This is a genomic window from Enterobacter cloacae complex sp. P18RS (genome assembly GCF_014982105.1).
GTDB classification, from domain to species: domain Bacteria; phylum Pseudomonadota; class Gammaproteobacteria; order Enterobacterales; family Enterobacteriaceae; genus Enterobacter; species Enterobacter hormaechei_C.
Genome location: NZ_JADCKV010000016.1, coordinates 162,631 through 177,424, shown reverse-complemented (window position 1 = coordinate 177,424; position 14,794 = coordinate 162,631). Strand labels below are relative to the sequence as shown.

The window sequence follows — 14,794 nt, the reverse complement described above, 5'->3', positions numbered from 1 at the left end:
TTTCCTTCAAAGCCTTACATTCACGAAATGTGCGGTTATAGTTTTCATAACATTTACAAAGGATTTAACATATATACACAGGTTCCAGTTGATTTGGTTCGAATTTTTCTTAACCGGTTTACTCCATGAAAATTATTACTGCCCGCAAGGCATCACTACCACTGCTGTTCGTTCCCGTCATTTTTGGCCCGCTGAGTGCGATGGCCGCGGATGAACAGACTCTGATCGTCAGCGCCGCGCCGCAAACCGTCTCCGAACTGGACACCCCCGCCGCAGTCAGCGTGGTGAGCGGCGAGGATATGCGACATGCCACACCGCGCATCAACTTTTCTGAAACCCTTGGGAGCGTACCCGGCCTGCAAATCCAGAACCGCCAGAACTATGCTCAGGATCTGCAACTTTCCGTTCGCGGATTCGGCGCGCGTTCAACCTTCGGCGTACGCGGGATCCGCATGTACGTGGACGGCATTCCGGCAACCATGCCCGACGGCCAGGGGCAGACGTCAAACATTGACCTCAACAGCATTGAGAGCGTCGACGTGCTGCGCGGCCCCTTCTCTGCCCTGTACGGCAATGCCTCCGGCGGCGTGATCAACATCAACACCCAGACCGGACAACAGCCAGCCACAATTGAAGCCAGCAGCTATTACGGCAGCTACGGCACCTGGCGTTACGGCATGAAGGCCACCGGTGCGGTGGGCGACGGGACTCAGGCGGGGGATGTGGACTATGCGGTATCCACCACCCGTTTCACCACACATGGCTATCGTGACCACAGCGGCGCACGGAAAAACCTCGCCAACGCGAAACTGGGCGTGCGCATTGATGATGTCAGCAAGCTAACGCTGATTTTTAACAGCGTGGACATGAAAGCCAACGATCCGGGCGGACTGAGTTATCAGGAGTGGCAGAACAACCCGCGCCAGTCACCCCGTGGCGATCAGTACAATACGCGTAAAACCATTAAGCAGACCCAGGCTGGGATCCGCTACGACCGTCAGCTGAGCGAACAGGACGACCTCAGCGTGATGATGTATGCCGGTGAGCGTGAAATGACCCAGTACCAGTCCATTCCGGCGTCCACTCAGCGTGACAATCCTGCGCATTCGGGCGGCGTAATTGATATGCAGCGCCATTATCAGGGTATTGATACCCGCTGGACCCACCGCGGCGAGCTGCTGGTGCCGGTAACGTTTACCACCGGCCTTAACTACGAAAATATGAGTGAAAATCGCCGCGGGTATGAAAACTTCGTGATGAACAATGGCGTGCCGGATTTTGGCGTGAAGGGTAACAAACGCCGTGACGAACGTAACCTGATGTGGAACCTTGATCCCTACCTGCAAACCCAGTGGCAGCTCACGCAAAAGCTGTCTGTTGAGGCGGGCGTGCGTTACAGCTCCGTCTGGTTTGACTCCAACGATCATTACATTACCCCGCAAAACGGCGATGACAGCGGTGACGCCAGCTACCATAAATGGCTCCCGGCTGGTGCGGTGAAATACGCCGTGACCGACGCCTGGAACCTGTATGCCGCGGCGGGACGTGGATTTGAGACCCCGACCATCAACGAACTCTCCTACCGTTCTGATGGCAAAGGCGGCCTCAATATTAATCTGCAACCGTCAACCAACAACACCTATGAGATTGGCAGCAAAACCCGCATCGGCAATGGCATCCTGACGGCGGCGCTGTTCCGCACGGATACCGACAATGAGATCGTGGTAGATAAAGACAATGAACGCCGTACCAGCTATAAAAATGCCGGTAAAACGCGCCGTCAGGGTATGGAAATTGCGCTCGATCAGCAGTTTGCCGAGAACTGGAAGCTGAAAATGGCGTGGACCTACCTTGACGCGACCTACCGTACCAACGTCTGTGATAAATCAGATTGTAGCGGCAACCGAATGCCGGGTATTGCCCGTAACATGGGGTATGCGTCGTTTGGCTGGGAGCCTGAGGAAGGCTGGTACGCGGGGGCAGATGCCCGCTACATGAGCGACGTGATGACAAACGACACCAATACCGCCAAAGCGCCCTCTTATACCGTGGTCGGTCTGAATACCGGGTATAAACTCAATTACGGCAAATGGGGAATGGACATCTTTGGTCGCGTCGATAACCTGTTTGATAAAGAGTACGTCGGTTCAGAGATTGTTAACGCTGGCTACAATCGCTATTACGAACCCGCCCCTGGCCGTAACTATGGCGTGGGCCTGTCGGTCTCTTATCGCTTTGAGTAAAACATTTTCCGGCAGCGCACGTTGCCGGTAAAAAATAACATCATTCCCGGTAGCCTTAAGCGCCGGGAATATACTCAGGGAAGTTTAAAACGAATAAAAAAATAAGTGCGCCAGTGCGATCCTTAACTGTAGTATTGCCGTTGCAGGAGGATATTAGCTTCATCAATGGCTCGGTCGATCGCTTCCCGACTGGCCGTCACGTCCCTTTGCTCAAGCGCAGAAAGCAGATCGGCATAATGGTAAGTCGTTGCAGGGATATCTTTCATCTCTTCGTGCAGGTAGTTGATACACGGACCAATCCGTACCCAGAGCTGCTCAATCAGCGAGTTCAGGGTCGGCATTTCGGCATACTGATAAAGCGTAAACCGGAACACGCGGTTGGCATGGATCGCCTTCTGCACGTCGCCCTGATGCATGGCGGTGCTGAAGTTATCTGACAGCGCGCGTAATGCATCCAGTTTGGTCTCGGTCATATTCTGACACGCCGCCGCAACGGCCATCGGCTCAAGCTGTTTTCGAATGGCGTTAATTTCGTTATAACGCTCCAGCGTAACCTCTGGCACCAAAAACGCCTGAGCAGGCGTGGCCTGTAATGCGCCTGCCGACACCAGGCGCAGCAGGGCTTCGCGCACCGGTGTGATGCTGGTGCCTAATTTATCCGCAATCTCTTTCGTGATGAGTCGAGCCCCAGGTTTTAATGAGCCCGTAATTAACGCTCCCTTTAAACTGTTCTCAACTTGCATCGTCAGACTGATTCTTTGTGCTTTTTCCAGATTTTCCAAATCAAGCATGTTTAATTCCCGTAGCCAAAACAAAATGCCATTTTCAGCGACTGTTTAAAAAAACATCGCCGGTTTGATATATCCTGTATCGTCATGCCTGGTATGAAGGGCGCGCGTTAAAATAAAAATTGTTCAATTAATATTACGTTTACCACTTCTGGCTCAGCTGGGCCGATGGCGCGCAATGCTTATGGATTAATTAAAGACAATATATCGTATCTTCACAAATAATTATGGCGGACTTTGCCCGCCATAACCGATGCTCTGTTTAGTCCGCCGCCACGCGGATCACGACCTTGCCGAAGTTTTTCCCTTCCAGCAGCCCAATCAGCGCCTCCGGCGCCGCGTCCAGCCCTTCGGTGACCTGCTCGCGATAGTGAATTTTGCCTTCCTTCACCCAGCGTCCCATTTCCTGCTGGAACTCGTCGATACGATGACCATAGTCCTGAGCGATGATAAAGCCCTGCATGCGGATGCGTTTTTTGAGGATGGTCCCCATCAGCAGCGGCAAGCGATCCGGACCATCCGGCAGGTTGGTCGCGTTGTAGCCGCTGACCAGTCCGCAAACAGGTACGCGCGCGGAGGTATTCAGGAGCGGCAGTACGGCGTCAAAGACTTTACCGCCGACGTTTTCATAATACACGTCAATGCCCTGCGGGCAGGCTTTCGCCAGCTGTTCGGAAAAATTATCCGCATGGTGATCCAGACAGGCGTCGAAACCGAGCACGTCGACCGCATGACGGCATTTCTCCTCCCCGCCAGCCACGCCGATAACCCGGCACCCCTTGATTTTACCGATCTGCCCCACCGTTGCGCCGACCGGCCCCGTGGCTGCCGCCACGACAAGCGTTTCTCCCGCCTGAGGCTGGCCGATATCAAGCAGCCCCATATACGCGGTGAAGCCCGGCATTCCCAGCACGCCGAGTGCCCATGAAGGGTGCGACGGGTTTTCGCCCAGCCTGACCAGCCCTTTCCCGTCGGAAAGTTCATACTCCTGCCAGCCGCTGTAGCCCAGAACCCACTCGCCCTCTTTATAATCCGGATGGCGGGAGGTCTCGACGCGGCTTACCGTGCCGCCCACCATCACCGCGCCAATCTCGACAGGAGGTGAATAGGATGGGGCATCGCTCATACGGCCACGCATGTACGGATCAAGCGAGAGCCATACGGTGCGTAATAACACCTGCCCCTCTGCGGGCGAGGGGATCGGCTGCTCTTCCAGGCGGAAATTTTCGGCAACCGGTGCGCCGTGTGGACGGGAAGCCAGTACCCAGCGTCGGTTTTGCGTAGTTGATTGACTCATTCATCGCTCCTTACAGCTGAAAATGTCATTCAAGTCTGGCACGTTATCCTGCGGATCGCCTTTGCATTATGAGCCGGACTGATTAAGCCGCACGACCAGATAAAGGCACGATTCATCCGTTTCGTTAATAAACCGGCAGTCGTTCGGCGGCCCGAGTTCCAGACAATCTCCGGCCTTCATTTCATGGCGGGTGTCCCCCTCCAGAAAGACAAGTTCACCTGCCTGCAACCAAATCAGCTGTCGCGCCAGCGCATAAGAGGAGGCGGGCATCGGCACATCGCTGCCCGCGGGCAGTTCCACCTGGACGAGGTCAATAGGCATATCGCTGCGCGGCGACACATGACGACGTAAATAGTGGGTTTGCGGATCGCGCCAGACGGGCTGGTTCGCCAGACGTAACAGTTTGCCCTCCTGCATTTCCGCGCGCGCAATGAGCGTAGACATGCTAATACCGAAGGCACCGGATAACCGGGCAAGCAGCGTCGCCGTTGGGCTACTGTCCCCCCGTTCAATCTTATGGATCATGGCGCGTGAAATACCTGCCCGTTCGGCCAGTTCGCTTAATGACCAGCCCCGCGACTCGCGTTCAAGGCGTATGCGGGCGCTAATGCGTTGATTCATATTGTCTGTCATTGTGTTCATGACGTCATACTATAGTGTACGGATGGTTTTTCGGGGCAGTTTGGTGACAAAAAAATAGGGATTTTGTCGTAGCGATGCAACACAAGAACTGTGTAATATTGTGAGTGAATCGTACTACTATAGTAAACAACACAGCCAGAGGTTAACCATGATCGTTCGTCATGCCTGCAAAGAAGATTGTGCCGCTATCGGTGAAATTTATAACCATGCGGTGCTGCACACCGCCGCCATCTGGAACGATACAACTGTCGACACCGATAACCGTATTGCATGGTTTGAGGCGCGCACGCTGTTGGGTTATCCGGTGCTGGTCAGTGAAGAAGAAGGTGTTGTGACGGGATACGCCTCATTTGGCGACTGGCGAGCGTTCGACGGTTTTCGCCATACGGTGGAGCACTCGGTTTACGTTCATCCCGATCATCAGGGCAAAGGCATCGGTCGGCTGCTGATGACGGAATTAATCAAGGAAGCCCGCCAGATTGGTAAACATGTGATGGTTGCCGGTATCGAGGCGCAGAATCAGGCGTCGATTCATCTGCACGAAACCCTGGGCTTTGTTACCACCGGTAATATGCCGCAGGTGGGAACCAAATTCGGTCGCTGGCTGGATTTAACCTTTATGCAACTCCAGCTCGATGAGCGCAGCGATCCGGATGCTCTGCCATGAATCAATCGTTGACGTTAGCGTTTCTGGTGGCCGCCGGGATTGGGCTGGTGGTGCAAAACACCCTGATGGTGCGCATTACGCAATCCTCTTCCACCATTCTTATCGCCATGCTGCTGAACTCGCTGGTGGGGATTGTGCTGTTTGTCAGCATTTTGCTGGTGAAAAATGGCCTGGCGGGGTTTAGCGAACTGGCGTCAACGGTGCGCTGGTGGACGTTAGTACCCGGCCTGCTGGGGTCATTTTTTGTCTTTGCCAGTATTAGCGGGTATCAGAATGTGGGCGCGGCAACGACCATTGCCGTGCTGGTGGCAAGCCAGCTGATTGGCGGCCTGGTGATGGACATCCTCAAGAGCAACGGTGTCCCCCTGCGGGCGCTGGTTGGCCCGGTCTGCGGCGCAGTGATGCTGGTGGTCGGCGCCTGGCTGGTGGCACGGCGCCAGTTTTGACCCTTACAGGATAGTCCCACCCTGCGTGAGGTGGGCATGGCGCGCCTCCGCCTCTTCTTTATGCTGCTTACCATGATGCGCAATCGCGGTACGCAGGCGCTGCTGCTGGGTATAGCGATCTTCACGGCTGAGCTCTGCATCATCGCTTAATTCGATCAGCAGTTCGTTCATGTGGGTAATTACGCTCTCTTCGATGGCGGCGTCGACGCGGGCGATAACATCGGTTAAATGGGACATTGTCACTCCTTTCCAAATGCCCGGTGGCGCTACGCTTACCGAGCCTACGGGTGCTAAATGTAGGCCCGGTAAGGCGTAGCCGCCACCCGGCAAGAATACGATCAGTTCAGCTTCGCTTTCGAGAAGTCACTGCCCATCAGGCTCACGCTGTACCCGGTCACATTGCTGCGGGTCGCGTAGAACGTTTTGCCGTTAGCTAACGCAATCCACGGCGCCTGCTGGTAGAAAATCTCCTGTGCCTGGCCATACAGCTTCGCACGTTCGTCCGGGTTGCTGGTCAGTTTAGCCTTTTGCACCAGTTCATCATACCCCTTATCACACCAGCGCGCGGCGTTTGAACCGGTTTTGATACTGTTACAACCCAGCAACACATCGGCGAAGTTGTCCGGATCGCCGTTATCAGACATCCAGCCGAACAGCGCGGAATCATGCTCGCCTTTACGCATGCCGGAGAGATATTCCCCCCACTCGTAGGAGACGATTTTCGCCTTCACGCCCACTTTCGCCCAGTCAGCCTGGATCATCTCCGCAATGCGTCGCGAGTTCGGGTTGTACGGACGCTGAACCGGCATGGACCAGAGGGTCACTTCCGCGCCCTTCTCCAGACCCGCCTGCTTCAGCAGCGCTTTCGCTTTTTCCGGATCGTAGCCGTAATCCTTCAGGTCTTTATTAAAGCCGAGCATGTTCGGCGGGATCGGCGATTTAGCGACCGTACCAGACCCCATAAAGACCGCGTTCACAATGGCCTTTTTGTCCGTCGCGTAATTCAGAGCCTGGCGCACCAGCACGTTATCAAACGGTTTTTTCTCCGTATTAAACGCCAGGTACCCAACGTTCAGCGCATCCACCGAGTGCAGGGTCAGGTCTTTGTTTTTCTTGATCGCTTCAAACTGCACCGGCGACGGCGCAGGAATGATCTGACATTCATTCGTTTGCAGCTTCGCCAGACGCGTCTCAACGTTTGGCGTGATGGAGAAGATCAGGTGTTTGGTCGGCACCTCACCGTCCCAGTAGTTCGGGTTGGCGACGTAGCGGATCAGCGAATCCACCTTGTACTGCTGAAGCACATACGGGCCGGTGCCGATTGGCCAGGTATCCACATTTTCAGGCGTACCCTTTTTCAGCATCGCGTCCGCGTACTCGGCTGAGAGGATCGAGGCGAAGTCCATTCCCCAGTCGGCCAGGAACGCCGCGTTGGGTTCACTCAGCGTGAACTGAACGTGATAATCGTCGATCTTTTTCACATCCTGAATGAGCTTGTCGAGGCCCACGTCATTAAAGTATTCGTAATTACCCTGGGAAACATTGTGATAGGGATGCTTAGGGTCTTTCTGACGCATAACGGAGAAAATAACGTCATCAGCGTTAAAATCACGGGTCGGTTTGAAGTATTTATTGCTGTTGAATTTCACCCCTTTACGCAGGGTAAACGTGTATGTTTTGCCGTCTGGCGAAATGGTCCACGACTCGGCCAGAGAAGGCACCGGCGTGTTTTTTACCGGGTCGAAGTTAATCAGACGGTTATAGAGCGTTTGCGAGCTGGCGACAAACGAGGGGCCAGAGCTGGCGATTTGCGGGTTAAACGACTCCGGCGACGCCTCGGAGCAGTAGATAATGGTGTCTTTGTTTGCCGCCCATGCGGCGCTTGCCGGTAGCAGCGCGCTCAGCGCGAGGGCGAGCACGGTTTTCCCTGTAGACATGGTTATTACCCTTTCGGTTTTATTATAGTGAACAGTAATAACAGCACAGACGTTTTGGCCTGACAAATAACGAATCACTATCAGGTTATTCTAAAGCCGTACATTTCGCTGGTTTTAGCATCACCCCGCAGAAACCGATTTGCCTTAAGGTTCATTATTCGTCAAGCACAACCGTCACGATCAATGCCGCAAGAAATCATCCCTTTTGTCGTCTCCTCCGCCGTTTGCTTGCTTACCTGTTTCGTTACAGTAATGGCGTGAAGAAGTCTACAGGACCAAATCGTGGCAAAAACACTTTTACGCAGCGGTAATCTGGATGATTTTCAGGCCGTTGGCGGCGGCGGACAGGCCGTTTTTGAATCAGCGCTGCAAATCCGCGAAGCACTTCGGTTGCGCAAACAGCAGGCTATCGTCGATTGCCTGGCCATTCCTCAGGTCAACGACGGCGGGGATCGCGTTGACTGGTACTCCCCGGTTGAGGGAACCGTCTCCAGCTGGAGGGCGGCGGATGAAGATGATCGTTATCGCGCCCTGCGCTATCTGGAAAACACGCTCGCCAGCGTGGAGTCGCTGAGTAAAAAATGCCTTCAGTCACCGAAAACGGCGCAGCAACTGTTTGGCTCTCTGCTCTCAAAAGCCTTTCAGTTTCCCGGTGAAAACTTTGTTTTCCTGGTGGATGGCAAGCCGGTGATCTGCTTCTGGGGTTTCGTCAACCTTAACGAAAACGCGCGCGACGACGTGCTGGACTGCCTGCGCGAATCGTTGGTCCCTGAACCTGCACCCGAGATGATTAACGAACCTGAACCGGAGCCAGAACCGGCCCCGGTGATGACCTTTGAGCAGGCCGATGCGCCGCTTATCACGCCTGCGGCTACCGTCCGTATCACCGACGATGAGCTGTATACGCCAGAGCCGGTGCGCATGAACGCCGCGCCGCCAGAGCCCGCACCGGCGGCCTTACAGAAAAAACGTCGCTCCCCCCTGTGGTTGCTGCCGGTTGCCGCCGTCATTATTGCAGCCATCGCCACCCCGCTGCTCTGGCCAAAACAGGCCCCGACCGCAGCGCCTGTTGCCACACCAGCGCCAGCGCCTGTCGCCATTGCTCCGGCCCCCATAAAGTCGGTTGAGCCGCTTGAACTGAAACTCCCGCTGCACCAGGCCGAAGTGGTAGAGCCGAAGGTGAAAACGCCTGCCCCGGCAGCCGAACCGGTGGTCATTACCGCGATACCGAAAGATGCGATGGTGATGGAGGCAAACCAGGTCAAAGCGGGGTTAACGCGCTTCCTGAATGGCACCTGGCGCGCATTTCTCGATGTGCAGGATCCGCTCACCGGCAAACCGCCGTCGCTGCGCTACCAGATCCAGAACAATAAAGGTTTCGCCCGGGTCGTGCATGGCGACAACATCGTCTGCCGGGTGGACGTCTTTTCCGGATTACACAGCAACGGCGAGCTGTTGATCAAAACGCGCGGAAACGCGCGTTGCACCGACGGTTCACGCTATCCGATGCCGGAAGTGACCTGTAAGGCGGGTGCCAGCGACGTGGCGGAATGCACCGCACGTTACGATGCCAACACCGTCGTTCCTCTGACGTTCAAGAAAGCAGGTGTCTGATCCTATGCTGGTTAATCTTTGCGACTATAAACAGAGCGTGACGCTGATTGCTAACAGCGGCGTGCAGTTTCTCGATTTTGGCCTGACTCCGCAGGACACCGCCAGCAACGGGCGTTTCGTGCGTAAAACGGCAAATGGCCCGCTGCTGCGCCTGGATTTTGACCTGGTTAACGGCCGGTACACGCTCCCTGCCACCGATGGCGGGCAGCCGGAAGTGGTCAAGCCTGAAAGCACCATTCCACTGCATGACTCCCTGACCGTGCTGGACGGCGTCTGGCTGCCACTCCCTTTCCTGCGCTTTAACCCGCCGCGGACGTTTGTTGAAGGCCCGGATAACTGGGCGCGCGTCCAGGTACGAAAGCTTTCCACGCCCGACGCAGCTGGCAATACGCACCGGGTCACCGTCGCGCTCGACAGCCAGATTCCAGAGCATGCGACGTCTGCCCTGTCGCCGGTTGAAAACGATATCCTGAACGGCACGCGTTTCGCGCTCGCCTGGCGCGACAGTGAGGTTGAAAGTTTCCTCGACCAGACCTGGATTGACGGCTGGCTCCGTGAAGCCTTCACGCAGTTTGCCGACGGGGTTGAAAAACGCTCCGAGCGCGAGCTGCATCAGGCCATGCGCAGCTTTGAATATCAGGCGCACTGGCTCAACCTGCTCTCCATGCTCGGTGAACAACTCACCGTGCCGGAAGTGAAGTTTGTCACCCATACCCTGAGCACCCCTGCTATTCCTGTCGATCTGATCCTTGACGTAGGCAACACCCATACCTGCGGCGTGATTATTGAAGATCATGGTGATGCCAACGACGGCCTGCGCCAGACGGCTGAACTTCAGGTACGATCGCTGAGTGAGCCGCAGTTCCTGAATGAACCGCTGTTTACCAGCCGTCTTGAATTTTCCGAAGCGCGTTTTGGCAAGCAACACTTCTCGGTGGAAAGCGGCCGGGAGGATGCGTTCGTCTGGCCGTCGATTGTCCGCGTGGGTGATGAAGCGCGAAAGCTGGCGATGCAGCGTCTGGGCACCGAAGGCAACAGCGGCATTTCCAGCCCGCGTCGCTATCTGTGGGACGAGACGCCGGTGGTGCAGGACTGGCGCTTTAGCCAGATGAACAGCAAAACCCAGCGCGAACCGCTGGCAACCGCGTTTCCCCTGATGAACCTGATGAACGACGACGGGGAACCGCTCTTTACGCTGCCGCAGGATGAACGCCTGCCGGTGTTCTCTCCGCAGTACAGCCGTAGCACCCTGATGACGCACATGCTCTGCGAGCTGCTGGCTCAGGCGCTTGGTCAGATTAACAGCGTGGCCACCCGCCTGCGGCTCGGCTTCCCGGCCTCTCCCCGCCAGCTGCGGACGCTGATCCTCACCCTGCCTTCGGCGATGCCGAAACAGGAGCGCGAGATTTTCCGTCGCCGCATGTTCGAAGCCATCGCCATCGTCTGGAAAGCGATGGGCTGGCACCCGCAGGATGAAGATTTTGCCAGCCGCAAGCAGCAGGAAAAAAGCGTGGTGCCGGTTCCTGAGATCCAGATGGAGTGGGACGAGGCCAGCTGCGGCCAGCTGGTGTGGCTGTATAACGAAGCCATTTCCCATTTCGGCGGTCAGACCGAGGCCTTTTTCGCCTCCCTCGCCCGTCCGGATCGCGCGCCTGAGCCTGACGTCCAGCCGGGGCGTGCGCTGCGCGTGGCCTCGATTGATATCGGCGGCGGCACTACGGATATGGCTATCACGCACTATCAGTTAGATGATGGTTCCGGGAATAACGTCAAAATCACCCCACAGCTGCTGTTCCGCGAAGGGTTTAAGGTCGCTGGCGACGACACGCTGCTGGACGTGATCCAGCGCTACGTTCTGCCTGCGCTGCAAACCCAGCTTCAGAAATCCGGCATAGCCGATGCTTCCCAACTGATGGCATCCCTGTTCGGCGACTCCGGGCGGATCGATACCCAGGCGGTCCTGCGCCAGCAGACGGCGCTTCAGCTTTTTATGCCGATCGGTCACGCGATCCTGGCGGCGTGGGAATCGAGCGATGTTGACGATCCGCTGGCCGGGCTGCATGCCACCTTTGGCGATCTGCTTGCGCAAAAACCGACGCGCAACGTGATGAATTATCTCCAGCAGGCGATCGACCATGCGTTGCCTGCCGGCTCAGAACACTTTGATCTGTTCAGCGTACCGCTGCACGTCAGCTTCCGGGAGATGCGGGACGCCATGCTGGCGGGTCAGTTCACGCTTGCCGCCCCGCTTCATGCGGTATGTGAGGCGATCTCTCATTACAGCTGCGATATCCTGCTGATCACGGGACGGCCGGGCTGTCTGCCGGGCGTTCAGGCCTTGATTCGGCACCTGCAACCGGTGCCCGTCAACCGCATCGTCTGGCTGGATAAATACCAGGTTCATGAATGGTATCCGTTCAGCCAGCAGGGACGGATCGGCAACCCGAAATCCACCGCTGCGGTGGGAGCGATGCTCTGTAGCCTGGCGCTGGATCTTCGTCTGCCGCGCTTTAACTTTAAAGCAGCGGATATCGGCGCGTATTCTACGGTGCGCTATCTGGGCGTGCTGGATAACACGATCAATACCCTGCGGGACGAGAACGTCTGGTATCACGATATCGACCTCGATAAACCCGGCGCGAAACTGGACGCCCGTCTGCACTTCCCGCTGCGCGGCAACGTTACGCTCGGCTTCCGGCAGTTGGCCAATGCCCGCTGGCCCGCGACGCCGCTCTATACCCTGAGCATCAACTCAGCCGAGCTGGCGAAAGCCATTGCGGGCGACGGCGTACTGAACGTGCGCCTGAAGCTGCGTGGCGGCAATAAGCAGGAAGGCCCGGAATCTTTCGAGCTGAGTGATGCCTGGCTACAGGACGGCACGCCCGTGCCGCCTGATGCCCTGACATTTAAACTGAATACTCTGGCCGATCGCCGACACAGCGGCAGCCACTACTGGATCGACAGCGGGAGCGTATACCTCAAATGACTGCGACGACTGCCACCACTCAGGCCTTAATCGGGTGGATCAACGAGACGCGACAGCACGCCCCGATGCTGGATAACGAAGCCGACGCCCTGCTTGCCCGCCTTAACGCAGTAAGCGCGCGTGAAGAGGCGCTCGATCGCGCCCTTGTCAGCCAAGGCAGTATCGGCTTATATGGCCACTCGCAGGCCGCGAAAGCGCACCTGCTGGCTGCTCTTTGCGGCAGCGGGGACGAACGGCTGAACGTTACGCCGGGTCAACGCACGTTTGATTACTTCTCGCATATTAACCCCGGGCATGCACCGACCAACATGGCCGTGCGTTTCAGCAGAGCGTCCCGCGAGGTCGCAGACGACGCGTTTCCCCTGCGCCTGCGCCTGGTAACGGAGGCCGAGCTGGTGCAGCTGTTTATCGCGCGCACCACGCTGGATCCGCAGATCCGCGCGGTGGATAAATCGGTGATTGAAGCCCGGCTTGAGAAGTGGCGGGCGCTGCGTCAACCGCAGAGCGTGCCGGGAATGACGGCGCGGGAAGTCGCGACCATTGCCCGGTTCTGGCAAAGCGTAGTACCCGGCGCTAAGCAGCATATTGATGATGCCCTGTGGCACCAGTTTGCCCTGCTGGTTCCGTCGCTTGATCTCAGCACCCGCGCCAGCGTCTGGTCTCTGCTGTGGGGTGAGCAGCAGGAGTTAACCCAGCAGTGGCTTAAATTCGCCCAGGTGCTGCATCAAACCAGCCATGCCAGCGCGCTTGCGGCGCCGTTGAGTCTGCTGGTGGACAGCTTTGGTCTGCCCTGCGAAGGCTTCCTTACGCACGGGGCGTTTACCGTGCCGGAAGCACAGGAAACACTGCTTCATCCGGTAAAAAACGGCGAGCTGCTTAACGCCATTAGCCTGCCCGTCGATGTACTGGCATCTCTGACCCGCGAAGTGGAGCTGCCCGTTGAGAACTGCGTGCTGGATAACGTTGACGTCATTGATATTCCGGCCATTTCTGAGGAAAACACGCCGCTGATGATGCAGGCAAAATGCCTGTGGTTGCTGGAGCATTATCGTCAGCACATTCAGCCGGATGTCCTGGTTATCTGCAATGCGACGGCGCACCACCAGCAGACCGCGAAAACGGCAAGGCTCCTGCAAAACTGGGTCAAAGAGACGCAGCCGGTTGAAGAATCCGCATTGCCGGGGCTGGTCTGGGCCATTACCCCTCATGATGCGCGGTTTACCACAAAGCAGAATCTGGACGAAGCGGTGCAGCAATTGCTGGGCCAGCCGGGTCTGCGCTGGGGCACGCTCCAGGCGCTCGATACCCACAGCATGCAGCGGGTGATTGAGTGGCTGTCGCAGGCTACCCTGCCGGCACAGCGCCAGAAGCGTCTCCGCGCGCTGAAAAGGCTGTTACAAGAGTCGCTGTCGACGCTGATTCGCCCATATGTCGCGCCTCTCACTCAGGAGCCAGGCGCAGGGCGGGCACAGGCCGAAAAAATGGTCCGAACGCTGCAAGGCAGTGCCGCTCGTCATGGTGAACTGCTTGAGGGACTTCTGCCGCCGTTAAACGCGTTTGAGACGCTGCTGACCGTTCACCAGCCTCGTGAGGAACAGGTCAACGGCCTGTTTAACGATGTTATCGATCTGTTTGCGGAAGAGACGCAGGAAAATCCAGGCGCGTTGCAGACCAAAGACAAGGCGCGGCTGGCCCATAACGTGTGGGTTAACCATCTTCGTCAGTGGAGTCGCAACGACGCGGCGGCTGCCCGTCTGGGCCTGGACGCAGAGGTATTACAGCAGATTGCGGATGTGCTGATCGTTACCAGCTACCGGCTGGATCTGCCGCTGCAACTGCAACGCATTGCAGAAAAAGATAAAAGCAGCGCCGCGCAGCTGCATGCCGCGACAGGCAATTTCATTAGCTGGCTTGGCTATGAAATGACGCCCGTTTCTGAACGGCCTGCAAGCCGGATCCGCAAAGGTCAGCCAATTTTTGTGACGCCAGTTGTGAGCAGCGCTTCACCCCGTCTTACCCGACTTGGCGAGCAGCCTGTCCATGCGGCGACAGCCTATGTTTATGACTGGCTGGTTGCGCTCTACACCCGCGCGATTGAAAACGTGGATTATCAGTGCCCGTATGACGTTCAGCCTGCTGCGCGGAAAGCCTTGTCTGCCCTGCTGTCTTAATCA

The 14,794-nt window shown here is 56.8% G+C and carries 11 protein-coding genes; 6 read left to right on the top strand and 5 right to left on the bottom strand.

Features of this window, described 5'->3' with window-relative positions:
• Window positions 1-125: 125 nt before the first annotated feature.
• On the top strand, window positions 126-2,243 hold the full coding sequence (gene pqqU, locus INF61_RS12995) for a TonB-dependent receptor PqqU (RefSeq protein WP_193547806.1): 2,118 nt from the start codon (window positions 126-128) through the stop codon (window positions 2,241-2,243).
• 122 nt (window positions 2,244-2,365) lie between these two features.
• Here the strand turns inward: pqqU and INF61_RS12990 are convergent, their stop codons facing one another.
• The 3 genes from INF61_RS12990 to INF61_RS12980 form a co-directional block, all read right to left on the bottom strand.
• A complete protein-coding gene (locus tag INF61_RS12990; protein ID WP_003856981.1) occupies window positions 2,366-3,034 on the bottom strand; it encodes a GntR family transcriptional regulator in 669 nt (222 codons plus the stop codon).
• 259 nt (window positions 3,035-3,293) lie between these two features.
• Complete coding sequence (locus INF61_RS12985) at window positions 3,294-4,328, bottom strand: NADP-dependent oxidoreductase (RefSeq protein ID WP_180249234.1); 1,035 nt, start codon at window positions 4,326-4,328, stop codon at window positions 3,294-3,296.
• A 66-nt stretch (window positions 4,329-4,394) separates the two neighbouring features.
• Complete coding sequence (locus INF61_RS12980) at window positions 4,395-4,970, bottom strand: helix-turn-helix domain-containing protein (protein WP_017382277.1); 576 nt, start codon at window positions 4,968-4,970, stop codon at window positions 4,395-4,397.
• Window positions 4,971-5,118: 148 nt separating this feature from the next.
• Here INF61_RS12980 and INF61_RS12975 point away from each other — a divergent pair, with 148 nt between their 5' ends.
• Together INF61_RS12975 and INF61_RS12970 are read left to right on the top strand one after the other, a co-directional pair.
• Window positions 5,119-5,637, top strand: a complete 519-nt coding sequence (locus INF61_RS12975; RefSeq protein ID WP_015570449.1) for a GNAT family N-acetyltransferase — start codon at window positions 5,119-5,121, stop codon at window positions 5,635-5,637.
• The gene (locus INF61_RS12970) at window positions 5,634-6,083 is read left to right on the top strand and encodes a DMT family transporter (protein WP_045334946.1); all 450 of its coding nucleotides are present in this window, start codon (window positions 5,634-5,636) and stop codon (window positions 6,081-6,083) included. The genes INF61_RS12975 and INF61_RS12970 overlap by 4 nt, the downstream gene beginning before the upstream one ends.
• Window positions 6,084-6,086: 3 nt before the next feature.
• On the opposite strand, the gene INF61_RS12965 is transcribed toward INF61_RS12970, so the two are convergent.
• Window positions 6,087-6,320, bottom strand: coding sequence for a YdcY family protein (locus tag INF61_RS12965; RefSeq protein WP_032669817.1), 234 nt, complete (start codon window positions 6,318-6,320; stop codon window positions 6,087-6,089).
• 101 nt (window positions 6,321-6,421) lie between these two features.
• Entirely contained in the window at window positions 6,422-8,020 is a 1,599-nt protein-coding gene (locus INF61_RS12960; RefSeq protein ID WP_003856968.1) for an ABC transporter substrate-binding protein, read from the bottom strand.
• A 282-nt stretch (window positions 8,021-8,302) separates the two neighbouring features.
• Between INF61_RS12960 and INF61_RS12955 the strand changes: the two genes are divergently transcribed.
• From INF61_RS12955 to INF61_RS12945, 3 genes are read left to right on the top strand one after another with little or no spacing between them, the layout of a single operon-like run.
• Window positions 8,303-9,634, top strand: a complete 1,332-nt coding sequence (locus INF61_RS12955) for an SrfA family protein (protein WP_154054557.1) — start codon at window positions 8,303-8,305, stop codon at window positions 9,632-9,634.
• Window positions 9,635-9,638: 4 nt separating this feature from the next.
• Window positions 9,639-12,620 carry a virulence factor SrfB gene (locus INF61_RS12950; protein WP_193547805.1) on the top strand — a complete coding sequence of 994 codons (2,982 nt, stop codon included), beginning with the start codon at window positions 9,639-9,641 and terminating at the stop codon, window positions 12,618-12,620.
• Entirely contained in the window at window positions 12,617-14,791 is a 2,175-nt protein-coding gene (locus INF61_RS12945; protein ID WP_045334952.1) for a virulence factor SrfC family protein, read from the top strand. The genes INF61_RS12950 and INF61_RS12945 overlap by 4 nt, the downstream gene beginning before the upstream one ends.
• Window positions 14,792-14,794 lie beyond the last annotated feature (3 nt).

Coding starts and splice junctions, on each gene's coding strand:
- INF61_RS12945 (WP_045334952.1), top strand. CDS start 12,617: ATGACTGCGACGACTGCCACCACTCAGGCCTTAATCGGGTGGATCAAC.
- INF61_RS12965 (WP_032669817.1), bottom strand. CDS start 6,320: ATGTCCCATTTAACCGATGTTATCGCCCGCGTCGACGCCGCCATCGAA.
- INF61_RS12950 (WP_193547805.1), top strand. CDS start 9,639: ATGCTGGTTAATCTTTGCGACTATAAACAGAGCGTGACGCTGATTGCT.
- pqqU (WP_193547806.1), top strand. CDS start 126: ATGAAAATTATTACTGCCCGCAAGGCATCACTACCACTGCTGTTCGTT.
- INF61_RS12980 (WP_017382277.1), bottom strand. CDS start 4,970: ATGAACACAATGACAGACAATATGAATCAACGCATTAGCGCCCGCATA.
- INF61_RS12960 (WP_003856968.1), bottom strand. CDS start 8,020: ATGTCTACAGGGAAAACCGTGCTCGCCCTCGCGCTGAGCGCGCTGCTA.
- INF61_RS12990 (WP_003856981.1), bottom strand. CDS start 3,034: ATGCTTGATTTGGAAAATCTGGAAAAAGCACAAAGAATCAGTCTGACG.
- INF61_RS12975 (WP_015570449.1), top strand. CDS start 5,119: ATGATCGTTCGTCATGCCTGCAAAGAAGATTGTGCCGCTATCGGTGAA.
- INF61_RS12985 (WP_180249234.1), bottom strand. CDS start 4,328: ATGAGTCAATCAACTACGCAAAACCGACGCTGGGTACTGGCTTCCCGT.
- INF61_RS12970 (WP_045334946.1), top strand. CDS start 5,634: ATGAATCAATCGTTGACGTTAGCGTTTCTGGTGGCCGCCGGGATTGGG.